Origin of the sequence: Roseomonas sp. CECT 9278, from assembly GCF_918698155.1 — a bacterium.
Classification (GTDB): domain Bacteria; phylum Pseudomonadota; class Alphaproteobacteria; order Acetobacterales; family Acetobacteraceae; genus Neoroseomonas.
Map to the genome: position 1 here is coordinate 14,837 of NZ_CAKKLX010000007.1, position 13,163 is coordinate 27,999.

Genomic DNA, 13,163 nt, shown 5'->3' on the forward strand with positions numbered 1-13,163 from the left:
TCACTGCGCGGTGATGCCGCGCGAACGCGCGATCTGCCCGTAGCGCGCGATATCCTGGCGGATGCGCTCGCCGAAGGGGCCTGGCCCGTCGGGCTTCGGGATCACCGCCAGCGCCTCGAGCCGCTCGGCCATGCCGGCGCCGCCCAGCACGCCCGGCATGGCGGCGGCGATCTTCGCCACCACCGCCTCCGGCGTGCCGCGCGGCGCGAGCAGCCCCCACCAGTGTTCCGCCACCAGGTCGATGCCCTGCTCGCGGAAGGTCGGGATGTCGGGGTGGCTGCGCATGCGTTCATTGGCCATCACGCCCAGCCCGCGGATCTGCCCCGACATCAGCTGCGGCGCCGCCGAGGCCACGGTGACGAACACCGTGTTGAGGTTGCCCGCCGCGAGGTCCTGGATCGCCGGCCCGCCGCCGCGATAGGGCACATGCGTGATCTGCGTGTTGGTGGCGATCTGGAACAGTTCGCCCATCATGTGCGAAGCGGCCCCCACGCCGCCCGAACCGTAGGTGTAGTGCCCCGGCCGCGCCCGCGCGAGGGCGGCGAATTCCGCCGCATTGCGCGCCGCCAGGGACGGATGCCCGAAGATCAGCAGCGGTGCGGCGCCGACCATCACCACCGGCACCAGGTCGCGCTCCACGTCATAGGGCATGCGCGCCTGCAGCGCCGGCACGATGGCGAAGGGCAGGTCCGCCAGCAGCAGCGTGTAGCCATCCGCCGGCGCGCGCGCGACCGCTTCGGTGCCCAGCATGGAACCTGCGCCGGAGCGGTTCTCGACGATGACGGATTGCCCCAGCGCCGCGCCCAACCCTGGCTGGATCAGCCGTGCAAGCACATCCGACGACCCGCCCGGTGCGAAGGGCACGATCAGGCGGATCGGCCGCGTCGGCCAGTCCGCCTGCGCGAAGGCCGGCGCGGCGAGCGCCGCACCCGCCGCCCCCAGCAGCGCGCGGCGGGTCATGCCGGCTGCCGCTGGCAGGGCCGTGGCGTCGTGCGCTGCCGCCACGCCCGCACCCATCGAAGCGGGCGTCGATGGATGCCCGTCAACCGCGTGCGCGGATGCCTCCGGCGCAGGTGCCGAGCGCGTCATGCGCGCGGCCTCAGGCCGCACCAGGTGGCGATGTAGGTCGCGATGGTCCGCGTGCATGTCCTGAGATCCTCGATGGAGGTGCGTTCGTCGAAGCCGTGCGCCACTTCGCCCTTCGGCCCGTAGCAGAGGCCCGGCGTGTTGAAATACAGCCCGTAGTAGCGCGCATCGTTCACCGCGGTGGTGCGGCGCGCCGGCATCTCGTTGCCATGGACCGAGGCGTGCGCGGCGGCGAGCACGGCCTCCGCCTCGCTGCCCGGTTCGAGCACATAGGGGTCGGTCTGGAAGCCGGTCCAGACGATCTCGGGCGGGTTGTTCGCCATGAAGGAATCGCCCGTGGCGGCGGCCTTCACGCAGGCCTCGATGCCGGCCATCGCCTGTTCGGGCGTGGTGCCGGGCACCAGGCCGATGCGGCAATCCACCTCGCACCAGGCGGGGGTGGAACTGGCCCAGTCGCCGCCGCGGATGATGCCCGGGTTGAACTTGATCGGGTCCTTGATGTCGGCATACCACTCGCTCGATCGCGCGGCCTCGTTCAGCGTTTTCGTGTGGGCATACAGCGCGTTGATCAGCGCATAGGCCGACATGATCGCGTTGGTGCCATCCTGCGCGACCGCGATATGCACCGGCACGCCGCGCACGCGCAGGCGGAACCATATGGTGCCGGTCTGCGTGCGCGTGATGGCGTGGCCGGTGGGCTCGGGCACCAGCGCGGCCTCGGCGCGATAGCCGCGCAGCAGGGCCGCCAGCGCGCCATTGCCGGTGCTCTCTTCCTCGGTCACCGTCTGCACGTAAACATCCGCGGCGGGTTCGAAGCCGGCGGCGCGGATCGCGTCCATCGCGAAGACCATGCAGGCGACGCCCGACTTCATGTCATGCGCACCGCGGCCATACATCCAGCCGTCGCGGATGGTCGCGCTGTAGGGCGGGTGGGTCCACATCTCGTGCGGGCCTTCCGGCACCACGTCGATATGCCCTTGCAGGATCAGCGACCGCCCGGTCGGGTTCTGCGCGCGATGCGACGCGACCACCTGGATCGACCCCGCGGGATCCACACCCACCATCGGCGCCATCTTGGGATGGTCCGGCACGTCGGCGATGGAGAAGCGGTCCACAGCGTAGCCACGCTGCGCCATCTGCCGCGCGAACCAGTCCTGCAAGGGTGCCTCGCGCCCGCGCAGCGAGGGGAAGCGCACGAGGTCCTGCAGGAACGCCACCTGTGCGTCGAAGCCGGAATCGATGGCGGCGAAGATCTTCTGGCGGGCCTCGGCGTCGATCATGCGGGGAGGTATCCTTGCGTCAGTTCGGCGGGCGCGCATGCACCGCCGAGGTATGGTTGACCGGCGACGGATCGTAGACAACCCGGTCCCGCCTGCCAGCCCAGGTGTTGCGCAGGAAGATCACCGGCAGCACGCCCTTGTCCTCCAGCAGCGCAGCCGCCGCCTGATGCGTGAGCACCTGGCGGCGTTCCGGGTCCATCGTGGTCATGGCCTGGCGCAGCGGTTCGTCGATCGCGGGGTTGGAATAGCGCTGCCGGTTGAACGGCCCGAAGCCGATGTCCGGGTTGCGCGTGGCCACCACCTGGCGCAGCGGGTTGATGGTCAGGTAGGACGCGAAATAGGTCATGAACATCGAGAAGTCGCGGTTGGTCGCGCGCGTGAACAGGTTGGCCGGCGGCAGCGCCTGCACCGTGGTCTCGATGCCCGCGCGGGTGAATTGCTGGGCCAGCGCCTGCAGCAGGTTCTGGTCGGACGGGAAGAAGCCGTTCGGCCCATGGATGGTCAGGCGGAAGCCGTCGGGGTAGCCGGCCTCGGCCAGCAATGCGCGGGCGCGCGCCACGTCATGCGGCAGCGGGCCCGGCGTGGGCAGGCGGTGTTCCGCGATGGGGGCGGCGAACTGGTCGGCCGGCGTGGCGAGGCCGTTGTACAGGCGCGTGGCGATCGCCTCGCGGTTGATCGCGAGCGACAGCGCCTCGCGCACGCGGCGGTCGGCCAGCGGGTTGCGCGGCAGCGGGTTGCCGGCGCGGTCCGACACGAAGGGCGATGTGTCGCGCATCGAATCCGGAAACAGGTAGACGAAGGTCACGCTGTCCACCTGGAACAGCGCGAAGCGCGGGTCGCGGCGGATGTTCTCGACATCCTGCACCGGCACGTAGTCGATCAGGTCCACCTCGCCCGCCAGCAGCGCGGCAGCGCGCGAGGCCGCCTGCGGGATGAAGCGGATGGTCACCCGGTCCCAGGGTTCGGGCGGCCCCCAGTGGGTGTCGTTGCGGCGCAGCTCCAGCCGCTCGTTCTGCGCGAAGGAGACCAGCCGATACGGCCCGGTGCCGATCGCCAGCCGCCCCGACGTGAAGTCGCTCGTCGCCGGGTTCTGCCCATGGATGCGCCGCGACAGGATGAAGGGTGCGGCCATGTCGAAGCGCATCAGCGGATTGGGCTCATGCGTGCGGATGCGGATGGTGGTGGGGTTGACGATCTCGATGGCGCTGATGGTGCGCACCGCGGGCGTGTACAGCGCCGGGCTGTTCGGCACGGTCGGGATGCGCGCGAAGGTATAGGCGATGTCATCGGCCTCGAAGGGCGTGCCGTCGTGGAAGCGCACGCCTTCGCGCAGCGTGACCTCCCAGGTCAGTTCGTCGACGGCGCGCATGGATGTGGCCAGGCGCGGCTGTGGCACCGCGTGATTGTCCAGTTCGAACAACCGCTCGAAGATCTGCATCAGCATCATCGAGTTGTTGGTGGTGTTGTGGTAGTGCGGGTCGAGCGCCGAGGGCGGTGTCTGAACCCCCATGGTCAGCGTGCGTTGCGCCGCCGCCGGCACGGTTGCCAGCACCCAGGCCGCGACTGCGGCGCCGAGCATCCCCTTCACCATGGCGTCCCTCCTGCGGCCCGGTCTTGTGCCGGCCCTGCGGACAGCCTCCGCCCCCGTCGCCCTTGGGGTCAAGCACGCCCTTCGGTTCCCGCGGTCCAGCGGGCCGTCGCCCCCCTGGTGGGGGAGTTCGGGGGGGCAACGCCCCCTCGGCGCCGTCAGTTCACCGGATGCGACAACATCGCATTGGTATACCAGCGCGGATCGGGCTCGTAGCGCACGCGTGCGCGCTGCGTCGCCCAGACCAGCCGCAGGAAATGGATCGGGATGACGCCCAGTTCCTCGGTGGCGATGCGCAGCGCCTCGGCGGTCGCGCCGTCGCGCTGCGCGGTGTCCATCGTGACCATCGCCCGCGCCACCAGGTCGTCCATGCGCGGGGAGGACCAGTGCTGCCGGTTGAACGGCCCGGTGCCGGTCGCCGGGTTTCGCGTCATCACCACCTGGCGCAGCATGTTCGCACCGTAGTTGGCGGTGAAGGTGGTCATGAACATGGTGAATTCGCGGGCGGTCGCGCGCGAGAACAGGTTGGCCGGCGGCAGCACCTCGACCCGCGTCTCGATGCCGATGCGCGTCCAGCCCTGGGCGATCGCCTGCATCACGTCGGCATCGCCGGGGAACCAGCCGTTCGGGCCATGGATGGTGATGCGGAAGCCGTCCGGGTAGCCGGCCTCGGCCAGCAGAGCGCGGGCGCGGGCGGGGTCGTAGGGCAGTGGCGGCAGGCCGGGCGCGCGGCCCTGCAGGGCGGGGGCGGCGAACTGGTCGGCCGGCGTGCCCTGGCCGTTCAGCAGGCGTTCCACCACCGCCTGGCGGTTGATGCCCATCGACAGCGCCTGGCGCACGCGCTGGTCGCGCAGCGGGTTGCGGTCGAGCGGCCGGCCCTGCTTGTCGGTGATGAAGGGCGTGGTTTCCCGCGACGCATCGGGCATGATGTAGGAGGTGGTGTTGGCAGCCACGCCGAACACCGCGATGCGTGGTTCGCGCTCCAGCCGCGGCACGTCCTGGCTGGGCACGGAATCGATCACGTCCACATCGCCCGACAGCAACGCCGCCGACCGTGCCCCGGCATTCGAGATCACGCGCGTGATCACGCGGTCCCAGGGCTGCGCCGGCCCCCAATAGGCCGGGTTGCGCGCCACTTCCTGCCGCTCGCCGATCGCGTAGGAGACGTGGCGATAGGCGCCGGTGCCCACCATGGCGCGCCCGCCGTTGAAATCCGGCAGCGTGGCCGTGGCGTGGATGCTGCGCGACAGGATGAACACCGCCGCGATGTCGTGTTCCAGGAACGGGTGCGGTTCGCGCGTGTGGAAGCGCACGGTGCGCGGGTCCACCACCTCGACGCGCGAGATCAGCCGCACCGCCGGCGTGAAGGGGCCCGGGCTGTTCGGCACGGTCGGCACGCGCGCGTAGGAGAACGCGACATCCTCGGCCGTGAAGGGCGTGCCGTCGTGGAAGCGCACGCCCTCGCGCAGGCGGAATTCCCAGGTGAGGTCATCCACCGCGCGCCAGGATTCCGCCAGCCGCGGCACGAAGCGCCCCGCGCTGTCGAGGTCGATCAGCAGGTCGAACACCTGGCGCAGCTGCGCGTTGTTCATGTTCGAGGAATGGTAGTGCGGGTCCATCCCGGTCGGCGCCGAGGACGCGCCGATGTTGAGCGTGCGCTGCGCCAGCGCCGGCCCCGCGGCGATGGTGAGCACGGCGGCGGCCGCCAGCGCGGCCCGACGGAATCCCGGCATCGAAAACCCCCTGTCTTGTCGTTGCAGCGAGCCTCCGCGCCATGCCGGCGCGCGTCAAGCGGGGGCTGGCGCAAACCCCGATCGGATGGCGGCATCCGACCGGGTGCAGGTACTCGGGAAAACGATGATCTGGAGGCGTCGCAGCGCGCGAAGACGGATCTACGCGACCGGGCGGCGGAAGAACAGGATCGGGACCAGCACCGCCAGCACGATGCCGGCCGCCAGGATATGCAGCGCATAGGGCAGCCACGCCGTCGCGCGCAGGTTCTCCAGGGTGATGATGAACACCACCGTGCTGCCCAGGATGCTCATGCTCGTGAGGCGGCCGGCGATGCTCACCTCGGTGCGGGGTCGGGCAGCGGGATCGGGCATGGTGCGGTTCTCCGGGGCGGCAGGTTCGGCCGCCGCCGCCGCCGGGGTCAAGCCTTCCCCGTGCCGCGCCGGTCGCAACGCGATCCGGGCCTTGCCTTACACTATATAATTTGGTTAAGTGTTTCCGAAGCCAAGGACCCGTCGCCATGCCCGCCCTGTCCACCTGCCTGTGGTTCGCCACCGAAGCCGAGGACGCTGCGCGCTTCTACGCCGCCACCATCCCCGGCGGCCGCATGGGCGCGGTGGTCCGCACCCCGCCCGGCGGGCCAGGCGCCGAGGGCAGCGTGCTGCTCGCGCTGTTCGAGATCGGCGGGCAGCCCTTCATGGCGCTGAACGGCAATGCCGATCACCCCTTCACCGCCGCGGTCTCGCTGGTCGCGACCTGCGCCGACCAGGCCGAGATCGACCGCGTGTGGGACGCGCTGCTGGAGGGCGGTTCGCCGAACATGTGCGGCTGGCTGAGGGACCGCTACGGCGTGGCCTGGCAGGTCGTGCCGGACGGGCTGATGGAACTGCTCTCCGGCACGGATGAGGCCGGCCGCAGCCGCTTCATGGCGGCGATGCGCACCATGGTGAAGCTCGACATCGCCGTGCTGCGCGCCGCCGTCGCCGGCGCCTGACACCGACGCCACCGGGGCGGCGTTGCGCCCCGCCTGAACCGGACCGAGGAGACACTGCCATGTATGTCGACGGCTTCGTGCTCGCCGTGCCCAATGCGAAGAAGGAGGCCTATCGCCGCCATGCGGTCGAGATGGCGCCCCTGCTCAAGGAACATGGCGCGCTGTCGATGGTCGAATGCTGGGGCGACGACGTGCCCGAGGGCAAGCTCACCTCCTTCCCCATGGCGGTGAAGTGCGAGGCCGACGAAACGGTGGTCTTCTCCTGGATGACCTGGCCGTCGAAGGCGGCGCGCGACGAGGCCTGGAAGAACATCATGGCCGACCCGCGCATGAAGATGCAGGCCGCCGACGTGCCGTTCGACGGCAAGCGCCTGATCCATGGCGGCTTCACCATCCTGACCGAGGCCTGAGGAAGGACGACGCCCATGCCCATCACCCCCTACCTGTTCTTCGAAGGCCGCGCCGAGGAGGCGATGGGCTTCTACGCCACTTCCCTCGGCGCCGAGGTCACGATGCAGATGCGCTTCAGCGACGCGCCGGACCCGCCGCCGCCCGGCATGCTGCCGCCGGGTGCGGAGAACCGCATCATGCATGCCGAACTGCGCATCGCCGGCGAACCGCTGATGGTCTCCGATGGCGGCTGCGCGGGCGTCACGGCCTTCGGCGGCTTCGGTGTCTCGCTGCCCGCGGCGGATGCGGCGCAGGCGCAGGCCTGGTTCGATGCGCTGGCCGATGGCGGCGCCGTGCAGATGCCGATCGGCCCGACCTTCTGGAGCCCGGCCTTCGGCATGGTGAAGGACCGCTTCGGCGTGCTCTGGATGATCGGCGTGGCACAGGAGGGCATGTGATGCAGAACCCCATCGACCCGACGCTGGACCTGGTGATCGAACGCCGGATCGACGTGCCGCCCGGCCCGCTCTGGGCCTGCTGGACGCGACCCGAGCTGATGGAACGCTGGTTCTGCCCGGTGCCCTGGAAGATGACCGACATCGAGCTGGACCTGCGCCCCGGCGGCCATTTCCGCGGCGTGATCCGCGGCCCGGGGGGCGAGGCCATGCCCAATGTCGGCTGCTACCTCGAGGTGCTGAGCGAACGGCGCCTGGTGTGGACGGATGCGCTGACCGGCGGCTTTCGCCCGAAGCCCGAGCCCTTCATGACCGGCATCATCACCTTCGACCCGATCCCCGGCGGCACGCTGTATCGCGCCGTGGCGCTGCATGCCGACGCCGAGACCCGCGCGAAGCACGAGGCGATGGGCTTCCACGAGGGCTGGGGCAAGGCGACCGACCAGCTCGCGGCGCTGGCGCGTACGATCTAGCCACTTGTGCGCACGCGCATCCTCCCCCGATCGGCGCAAGCCGGCCGATCGGGATCTGCGGCGCTTGCACTCGCGCGCATCCTCCCCCGATCGGCGCAAGCCGGCCGATCGGGATCTGCGGCGCTTGCACTCGCGCGCATCCTCCCCCGATCGGCTGAAGCCGGCCGATCGGGATCTGCGGCGCTTGCACTCGCGCGCATCTTCACCCGATCGGCTGAAGCCGGCCGATCGGGATCTGCGCTAGTCACGCGGCAAGGACGCCAGCGCGGTCTCATACGCGCCGGTGTCGAAGCCCACGACCAGCTCGTCGCCCAGCGCCAGCACCGGCCGGCGGATCATCGATGGCTGCGCGAGCATCAGCTCGATCGCGCGGCTTTCGGTGATCCCCTGCTTCTGGTCGTCGGGCAGCTTGCGGAAGGTGGTGCCGGCGCGGTTCAGCAGCCGATCCCAGCCGACCTTCCGCGCCCAGCCCTCCAGCGTGGCGCGGTCGATGCCGGCCACCTTGTAGTCGTGGAAGGCATGCGCGACGCCGCGCGCATCGAGCCAGGCGCGCGCCTTCTTCATCGTGTCGCAGTTCCTGATGCCGTGGATGGTGATGGTCACGCCCGCCTCCGCTGCCCGCTTCCGCCCCAGCCTACGCGCCGCCGCCGCCGCCGATCCAGATGACGCGAAAGGATGCCTCCATGGCCGGCCTGGTCCTGACCATCTGCGCCAGCCTCGATGGCTATGCCGAGAAGCCCGGCGGCATCTTCTCCCCGCCACCCTGGTCGGACGAGGTCGCGCAGGCCTGGTCGGCCGCCGCCCTCGCGCGTGCGGGGCACCTGCTCTACGGGCGGGTCAACTTCGAATTCAACCGCGCCTTCTGGAGCGCGGCCGCGACCGACCCGCACAGCCCCGCCGCCGGCATCTCCTACGCCGCGACGATGAACGCGCTGCCCAAGACCGTGGTGACGCGCACCCTGACCGGCGACCCCGGCTGGAACGGGCGCATCGCCGGGCCGGACCTGGCGGCCGAGGTGGCGCGGCTCAAGCGCGAGACCACCGGCGACATCTTCGCCTTCGGCAGCGCGACGCTGGCGCAGGCGCTGTGGTCGCTCGACCTCGTGGATGAGTTCTGGATGATGGTGACGCCCGAGATCTTCGGCGACGGCGCGCCGGTGTTCCGCCCCGGCCGGCCGGCGGCGACGATGCGGCTGGTGGAATGCCGCCCGCTCGATGTCGGCTCGGTGATGCTGCGCTACCGCCGCGCGCGGGAGGGCTGAGTCACGGCCCCGCACACCTGTCGCGCGCGGCAGCCGGTGCGGCCCTTCCATGCGCGGGCGACGGCGCCGCCGCGGCCCGACAGGCACATGGCCCGGCACGGCGATCCTGGGCGCGAGTGACGCTGCCGCGGGTCAGGCGACCACCGGCGCGGCGACCGCGCCCAGCACCGCCATCGCGTCGCGCGGCGCAAGCCGCACCTGCAGCCCGCGCTGGCCGCCGTTGATGAAGACCAGATCGTGCTCCAGCGCGGCCTGCTCGATCACGGTGCGCAGCTGGCGCGCCTGGCCGAAGGGGCTGATGCCGCCGACCTTGTAGCCGGTGGCGCGCTCGGCATCCGCCGGCTTCATCATCTGCGCCGACTTGCCCCCGAAGGCCGCCGCCAGGCGCTTCATGGACACCTCGTGGTCCGACGGCACGATGACGCAGGCGGGCTTGCCATCGACCAGCGCCATCAGCGTCTTGAGCACGCGCGCAGGGTCTTCGTTCAGCGCCTGCGCCGCCTGCAGGCCGATGCTGTCGGCATCGGGGTCGTAGTCGTAGGCATGCAGCGTGAAGGCGATGCCCGCCTTGGCCAGCGCCGTCGTCGCGCGCGTCGACCTGGACATGCTCAGGCCGGCGCTGGCGCCGTCACTCCCACTCGATGGTCAATCAGAGTCTTAGGCACAAGTTTTCATTCAGAAATTCGCCCCATAACGCCGTCATATACCGTCATCCATACCGTCAGATGATAGCCTCAGAGAGCCCGCCCGGATGGCAGCCCGAGCATCGCCGCTCACAGCCAATCAGTGCGCACTTCTAGCCGCGCCGCGTCAGAAGGCGGAGCTTCTCCAACGCTACACGCTCGCTTTCCTTGTGGTCGATCGTCCCGGCGAACCGCCCCGCCGCGTCAAGCAGGAAGATGCTGGCGGAATGGTCCATCGTGTAGCCGCCGCCCTCCAGCGGAACGCGGCGGTAGATGACACGAAAGCCGCGTGCAGCCGCCGCGATCTGCGCCTCGGTGCCGGTCAGCCCGATGATCTTCCGATCAAAGGCCTCCAGGTAGGCGGCCATCGCCTGCGGCGTGTCGCTCTCGCCGTCGACGCTCACGAACAGCCAATGAAGCTGGTCCGCATCGGCGCCCAGCGCCTCGATGAAGCCCGTCATCTCGGTGAGCGTGGTCGGGCAGACATCGGGGCAATAGGTGAAGCCGAAGAACAGCGCCATCGGCCGGCCGCGGAAGTCGCGTTCGGTGACCGCGCGGCCGCGGTGGTCGGTCAGGCTGAAGGGCCCGCCGATCGCCAGCGTCTGCGGCCCGGTCGCGACGCGCGGCGGCGCCAGCGGACCATCGGAGACCAGCCACCCGCCGGTGGTGGCCAGCAGCAGGAAGCCCACGACGCCAACGGCGCCCCAGGCCACCCAACGGATGACGCGCAGCATCGTCGCCTCAATGCCCCTGGTGCGGCCCGGTGCCGCGCGCACCCGGCGCATCGACGGCTAGTTCGACCGCAACACGCCCCGCGCGCTCGAACACGAGGGTGAGCGGCACGCTGGCGCCCTGTTGGAAGCCGCCTTGTGGCCCGATCAGCATCAGATGCTGGCCGCCAGGTGCCAACCGCACCTCCCCGCCTGGCGGCACCGCAATGCCGTCGGTGATCGGGCGCATGCGCATGATGCCGTCGGTGACGGACATCTCGTGCAACTCGACGCGCGCCGCGCGCGGCGTCTCGGCGGCGACCAGCCGATCCGGCGCGGAGCCGGTGTTGCGGATCACCATGTAGCCGGCGGCAGTCGGCGCCGCGGCGCCCACGGCGCGCGTCCAGGGATGGTCGATGGCCAGGTCCCCGGCACGGAAATCGTGCGCGGCGAGCGGGGCGCCAAGGAAGGGCAGGGAGACGAAGGCGGCGCCGGTCATCAGGACCGCGCGCAGAAGGGTGCGACGCATGGAAGGTTGCTCCGACAAGGGATGGAACAGCCCCGCGCCAGGCGGGGCGGGCTTCAGCCGAGGGTCGGAGCGACAGGCGGTGCGCGGGCCGGCGGCGGTGCACGCGCCGGCGGCAGGGGCGATGCGCCGGCGAAGGCGGCGCGGTGCGCGGCCAGCGTCGTCCAGGCCGGCATCGGCAGCACGAGTGGGGCCGGCGGCGGCGCATCCGCCGCATCGGGCAGACGGCACAGCGGACAATGCGACGCGGCCTCGGCGTCCGGCGCCTGCTCGGGCGCATCCGGCGCGGGCAGGCCGGACGGCAGGCACAGGCTTGCCCGCAGCATCGCGTCGAAGGCGGCCCTGTCCATTGCCGCGAAGGCCGGCAGCGGCGCCAGTAGCCGCGCCACCATGGCCAGCAGCACCAGGGCGGAGATCGGCACGCGCAGTTCGGCCCAGGCCCGCCTCATGCGGCGCGCGGCCCCCACAGGATGATCGCCGCGCCACCCAGGGCAACGGCACCGCCGATCAGGTCCCAGCGATCGTGCTCGAAACCCTCGACCACCCGCAGCCACACAAGTGTCGCCGCGATGTAGACGCCGCCATAGACCGCATAGGCGCGGCCGGCATGCTCCACCTCGACCAGGGTCAGCAACCACGCGAAGGCGATGAGCGCGGCGACGCCCGCGGCTGCCCACACCGCCGAATGGCCCAGCCGCAGCCACGCCCAGAAGGCGAAACAGCCAGCGATCTCCGCCAGCGCGGCCGCGGCGTAGATCGCGACCGTCCTCATCGCCGGGCGGGCGCCTCGGCGACCTCGATGCCGGGGATGCAGGACTGTCGGGTCAGCCAGGGCCAGGGATTCTCCGCGCGCCCGTCGCGGCGCAGCTCGACATGCAGGTTCGCCCCGGTGGTGCGGCCGGTGCGCCCCACCACGCCGAGGTCCTGGCCCGCCGCGACCGGACGCCCGGCCGCCACGCCGGGCGCGAAGCGTGCCAGGTGGGCGTATCGAGCGCGGGAGCCGTCGGCGTGCTCGATCTCGATCGTCAGGCCGTAATCGTCGTAGCGGCCGGCGAAGACCACCACGCCGTCGCTCGGCGCCACCACGGGCGTGCCGACCGGCGCGCGGATGTCCACGCCGGGATGAGGCCTGCCGTGGCGCAAGCCGAAGCCCGAGGAGAACTCGCCCGCGACCGGCATGGTCGCTGGACAGGGGGCTGCGAGCGCGGCGGACCCGGTGCCGAGAACGAAGGCGAGACCGAGGATCAGGGAGGGACGATGGATCATGGCGCGGTCCGTGCCTTGACCCGCTCCGGAAGGCAACCCCGGAGCCTCAGCCACGGGGCGCCGCGCCCGGCGGCAGCAGTGGGCGGATCAGCGCGGAGAAGCGCTCGAAGCTCTGCACGCCGCGATGCAGCTGCCCGTTGATCACGAAGGAAGGGGTCGCGTTGACGCCCGACTCGCGCTCGCCCTGCAGCCGCATCAGGATGATCGGGTCGGTGAAGCCGCGGTCGGTCATGCAGGCGTCGATCCGCGCCGCCGGGATCCCGGCGAGCGTGCCGGCGCGGCGCAGCCAGGTGCGCGCATCCGGGCTGTGCGCCCAGGCCTCCTTGTTCGCGTAGAGGGTCGAGATCAGCGCCTCGTATCGCTCCGGCCCGCCGCAATGGACCATCGCCGCCGCATCGAGCGCCACGCGGTCGAGCGGGAAGTCGCGCATCACGAAGCGCACCAGCCCCGGCTCGATGAAGGTCGTGCGAATGCGCGGGAAGATCGTGGTGTGGAAGTTCGCGCAATTGCCGCAGGTCAGCGAGTGGTACTCGATGACCGCCACCGGGGCATCGGCGCGGCCGATGATGCGCTCGCCCGGCAGCGGTCGCGGGGTGTCGGGGGCGGGTGCCGTCGGCTCGAAGGCCTGGGGCCCGGGCGCCTGGGCGAGTGCGGTCGCCGCCGGAACGACGAATGCGGCGGCAAGCGCCGCCCGGCGGGTTATGGTGTGGGACATGGGT

18 protein-coding genes are annotated in these 13,163 nt (G+C 71.1%); 5 read left to right on the forward strand and 13 right to left on the reverse strand.

Features of this window, described 5'->3' with window-relative positions; genetic code table 11:
* From LQ222_RS06500 to LQ222_RS06520, 5 genes are all read right to left on the reverse strand, one after another.
* Window positions 1–960: a tripartite tricarboxylate transporter substrate-binding protein gene (locus LQ222_RS06500; protein WP_230165263.1), complete on the reverse strand. Its 960-nt coding sequence runs from the start codon at window positions 958–960 to the stop codon at window positions 1–3.
* A gap of 125 nt (window positions 961–1,085) precedes the next feature.
* The gene (locus LQ222_RS06505; protein ID WP_230165264.1) at window positions 1,086–2,366 is read right to left on the reverse strand and encodes an ArgE/DapE family deacylase; all 1,281 of its coding nucleotides are present in this window, start codon (window positions 2,364–2,366) and stop codon (window positions 1,086–1,088) included.
* Window positions 2,367–2,385: 19 nt separating this feature from the next.
* Window positions 2,386–3,957 (reverse strand): ABC transporter substrate-binding protein, encoded by a 1,572-nt coding sequence (locus tag LQ222_RS06510; protein WP_230165265.1) that lies wholly within the window; start codon window positions 3,955–3,957, stop codon window positions 2,386–2,388.
* Between the two features lie 155 nt (window positions 3,958–4,112).
* Window positions 4,113–5,687, reverse strand: coding sequence for an ABC transporter substrate-binding protein (locus LQ222_RS06515; protein ID WP_230165266.1), 1,575 nt, complete (start codon window positions 5,685–5,687; stop codon window positions 4,113–4,115).
* A gap of 159 nt (window positions 5,688–5,846) precedes the next feature.
* Window positions 5,847–6,059, reverse strand: coding sequence for a hypothetical protein (locus LQ222_RS06520; protein WP_230165267.1), 213 nt, complete (start codon window positions 6,057–6,059; stop codon window positions 5,847–5,849).
* 146 nt (window positions 6,060–6,205) lie between these two features.
* Here LQ222_RS06520 and LQ222_RS06525 point away from each other — a divergent pair, with 146 nt between their 5' ends.
* Genes LQ222_RS06525 through LQ222_RS06540 form a run of 4 tightly spaced genes read left to right on the forward strand, consistent with a single transcriptional unit; the run spans window position 6,206 to window position 7,997 of the window.
* Complete coding sequence (locus tag LQ222_RS06525; protein WP_230165268.1) at window positions 6,206–6,679, forward strand: VOC family protein; 474 nt, start codon at window positions 6,206–6,208, stop codon at window positions 6,677–6,679.
* A gap of 59 nt (window positions 6,680–6,738) precedes the next feature.
* Window positions 6,739–7,089 carry a DUF1428 domain-containing protein gene (locus LQ222_RS06530; RefSeq protein WP_230165269.1) on the forward strand — a complete coding sequence of 117 codons (351 nt, stop codon included), beginning with the start codon at window positions 6,739–6,741 and terminating at the stop codon, window positions 7,087–7,089.
* A 15-nt stretch (window positions 7,090–7,104) separates the two neighbouring features.
* Window positions 7,105–7,527, forward strand: a complete 423-nt coding sequence (locus LQ222_RS06535) for a VOC family protein (RefSeq protein WP_230165270.1) — start codon at window positions 7,105–7,107, stop codon at window positions 7,525–7,527.
* On the forward strand, window positions 7,527–7,997 hold the full coding sequence (locus LQ222_RS06540) for an SRPBCC family protein (protein WP_230165271.1): 471 nt from the start codon (window positions 7,527–7,529) through the stop codon (window positions 7,995–7,997). The genes LQ222_RS06535 and LQ222_RS06540 overlap by 1 nt, the downstream gene beginning before the upstream one ends.
* A 240-nt stretch (window positions 7,998–8,237) precedes the next feature.
* Here the strand turns inward: LQ222_RS06540 and LQ222_RS06545 are convergent, their stop codons facing one another.
* Window positions 8,238–8,600: an ArsC family reductase gene (locus tag LQ222_RS06545; protein ID WP_256444005.1), complete on the reverse strand. Its 363-nt coding sequence runs from the start codon at window positions 8,598–8,600 to the stop codon at window positions 8,238–8,240.
* 80 nt (window positions 8,601–8,680) lie between these two features.
* Between LQ222_RS06545 and LQ222_RS06550 the strand changes: the two genes are divergently transcribed.
* On the forward strand, window positions 8,681–9,259 hold the full coding sequence (locus LQ222_RS06550) for a dihydrofolate reductase family protein (protein WP_230165273.1): 579 nt from the start codon (window positions 8,681–8,683) through the stop codon (window positions 9,257–9,259).
* Between the two features lie 132 nt (window positions 9,260–9,391).
* Here the strand turns inward: LQ222_RS06550 and ybaK are convergent, their stop codons facing one another.
* From ybaK to LQ222_RS06585, 7 genes are all read right to left on the reverse strand, one after another.
* Window positions 9,392–9,865 (reverse strand): Cys-tRNA(Pro) deacylase, encoded by a 474-nt coding sequence (ybaK, locus tag LQ222_RS06555; RefSeq protein ID WP_230165274.1) that lies wholly within the window; start codon window positions 9,863–9,865, stop codon window positions 9,392–9,394.
* Between the two features lie 190 nt (window positions 9,866–10,055).
* On the reverse strand, window positions 10,056–10,676 hold the full coding sequence (locus LQ222_RS06560; protein WP_230165276.1) for an SCO family protein: 621 nt from the start codon (window positions 10,674–10,676) through the stop codon (window positions 10,056–10,058).
* Window positions 10,677–10,683: 7 nt separating this feature from the next.
* Window positions 10,684–11,181 (reverse strand): copper chaperone PCu(A)C, encoded by a 498-nt coding sequence (locus LQ222_RS06565; protein ID WP_230165278.1) that lies wholly within the window; start codon window positions 11,179–11,181, stop codon window positions 10,684–10,686.
* Window positions 11,182–11,234: 53 nt separating this feature from the next.
* Window positions 11,235–11,627: a DUF2946 family protein gene (locus tag LQ222_RS06570; protein WP_230165279.1), complete on the reverse strand. Its 393-nt coding sequence runs from the start codon at window positions 11,625–11,627 to the stop codon at window positions 11,235–11,237.
* Entirely contained in the window at window positions 11,624–11,950 is a 327-nt protein-coding gene (locus LQ222_RS06575) for a YnfA family protein (RefSeq protein WP_230165280.1), read from the reverse strand. Before LQ222_RS06575 ends, LQ222_RS06570 begins: the two co-directional genes overlap by 4 nt.
* A complete protein-coding gene (locus LQ222_RS06580) occupies window positions 11,947–12,444 on the reverse strand; it encodes a M23 family metallopeptidase (protein WP_230165281.1) in 498 nt (165 codons plus the stop codon). The genes LQ222_RS06575 and LQ222_RS06580 overlap by 4 nt, the downstream gene beginning before the upstream one ends.
* A gap of 46 nt (window positions 12,445–12,490) precedes the next feature.
* On the reverse strand, window positions 12,491–13,159 hold the full coding sequence (locus tag LQ222_RS06585) for a thioredoxin domain-containing protein (RefSeq protein WP_230165282.1): 669 nt from the start codon (window positions 13,157–13,159) through the stop codon (window positions 12,491–12,493).
* Window positions 13,160–13,163 lie beyond the last annotated feature (4 nt).

Bases quoted from the DNA above. Each gene is read 5' to 3' on its own strand.
- LQ222_RS06500 (WP_230165263.1), bottom strand. From the start codon at position 960: ATGACCCGCCGCGCGCTGCTGGGGGCGGCGGGTGCGGCGCTCGCCGCG.
- LQ222_RS06530 (WP_230165269.1), top strand. From the start codon at position 6,739: ATGTATGTCGACGGCTTCGTGCTCGCCGTGCCCAATGCGAAGAAGGAG.
- LQ222_RS06565 (WP_230165278.1), bottom strand. From the start codon at position 11,181: ATGCGTCGCACCCTTCTGCGCGCGGTCCTGATGACCGGCGCCGCCTTC.
- LQ222_RS06510 (WP_230165265.1), bottom strand. From the start codon at position 3,957: ATGGTGAAGGGGATGCTCGGCGCCGCAGTCGCGGCCTGGGTGCTGGCA.
- LQ222_RS06550 (WP_230165273.1), top strand. From the start codon at position 8,681: ATGGCCGGCCTGGTCCTGACCATCTGCGCCAGCCTCGATGGCTATGCC.
- LQ222_RS06540 (WP_230165271.1), top strand. From the start codon at position 7,527: ATGCAGAACCCCATCGACCCGACGCTGGACCTGGTGATCGAACGCCGG.
- LQ222_RS06525 (WP_230165268.1), top strand. From the start codon at position 6,206: ATGCCCGCCCTGTCCACCTGCCTGTGGTTCGCCACCGAAGCCGAGGAC.
- LQ222_RS06575 (WP_230165280.1), bottom strand. From the start codon at position 11,950: ATGAGGACGGTCGCGATCTACGCCGCGGCCGCGCTGGCGGAGATCGCT.
- ybaK (WP_230165274.1), bottom strand. From the start codon at position 9,865: ATGTCCAGGTCGACGCGCGCGACGACGGCGCTGGCCAAGGCGGGCATC.
- LQ222_RS06570 (WP_230165279.1), bottom strand. From the start codon at position 11,627: ATGAGGCGGGCCTGGGCCGAACTGCGCGTGCCGATCTCCGCCCTGGTG.
- LQ222_RS06585 (WP_230165282.1), bottom strand. From the start codon at position 13,159: ATGTCCCACACCATAACCCGCCGGGCGGCGCTTGCCGCCGCATTCGTC.
- LQ222_RS06535 (WP_230165270.1), top strand. From the start codon at position 7,105: ATGCCCATCACCCCCTACCTGTTCTTCGAAGGCCGCGCCGAGGAGGCG.
- LQ222_RS06505 (WP_230165264.1), bottom strand. From the start codon at position 2,366: ATGATCGACGCCGAGGCCCGCCAGAAGATCTTCGCCGCCATCGATTCC.
- LQ222_RS06520 (WP_230165267.1), bottom strand. From the start codon at position 6,059: ATGCCCGATCCCGCTGCCCGACCCCGCACCGAGGTGAGCATCGCCGGC.
- LQ222_RS06580 (WP_230165281.1), bottom strand. From the start codon at position 12,444: ATGATCCATCGTCCCTCCCTGATCCTCGGTCTCGCCTTCGTTCTCGGC.
- LQ222_RS06560 (WP_230165276.1), bottom strand. From the start codon at position 10,676: ATGCTGCGCGTCATCCGTTGGGTGGCCTGGGGCGCCGTTGGCGTCGTG.
- LQ222_RS06515 (WP_230165266.1), bottom strand. From the start codon at position 5,687: ATGCCGGGATTCCGTCGGGCCGCGCTGGCGGCCGCCGCCGTGCTCACC.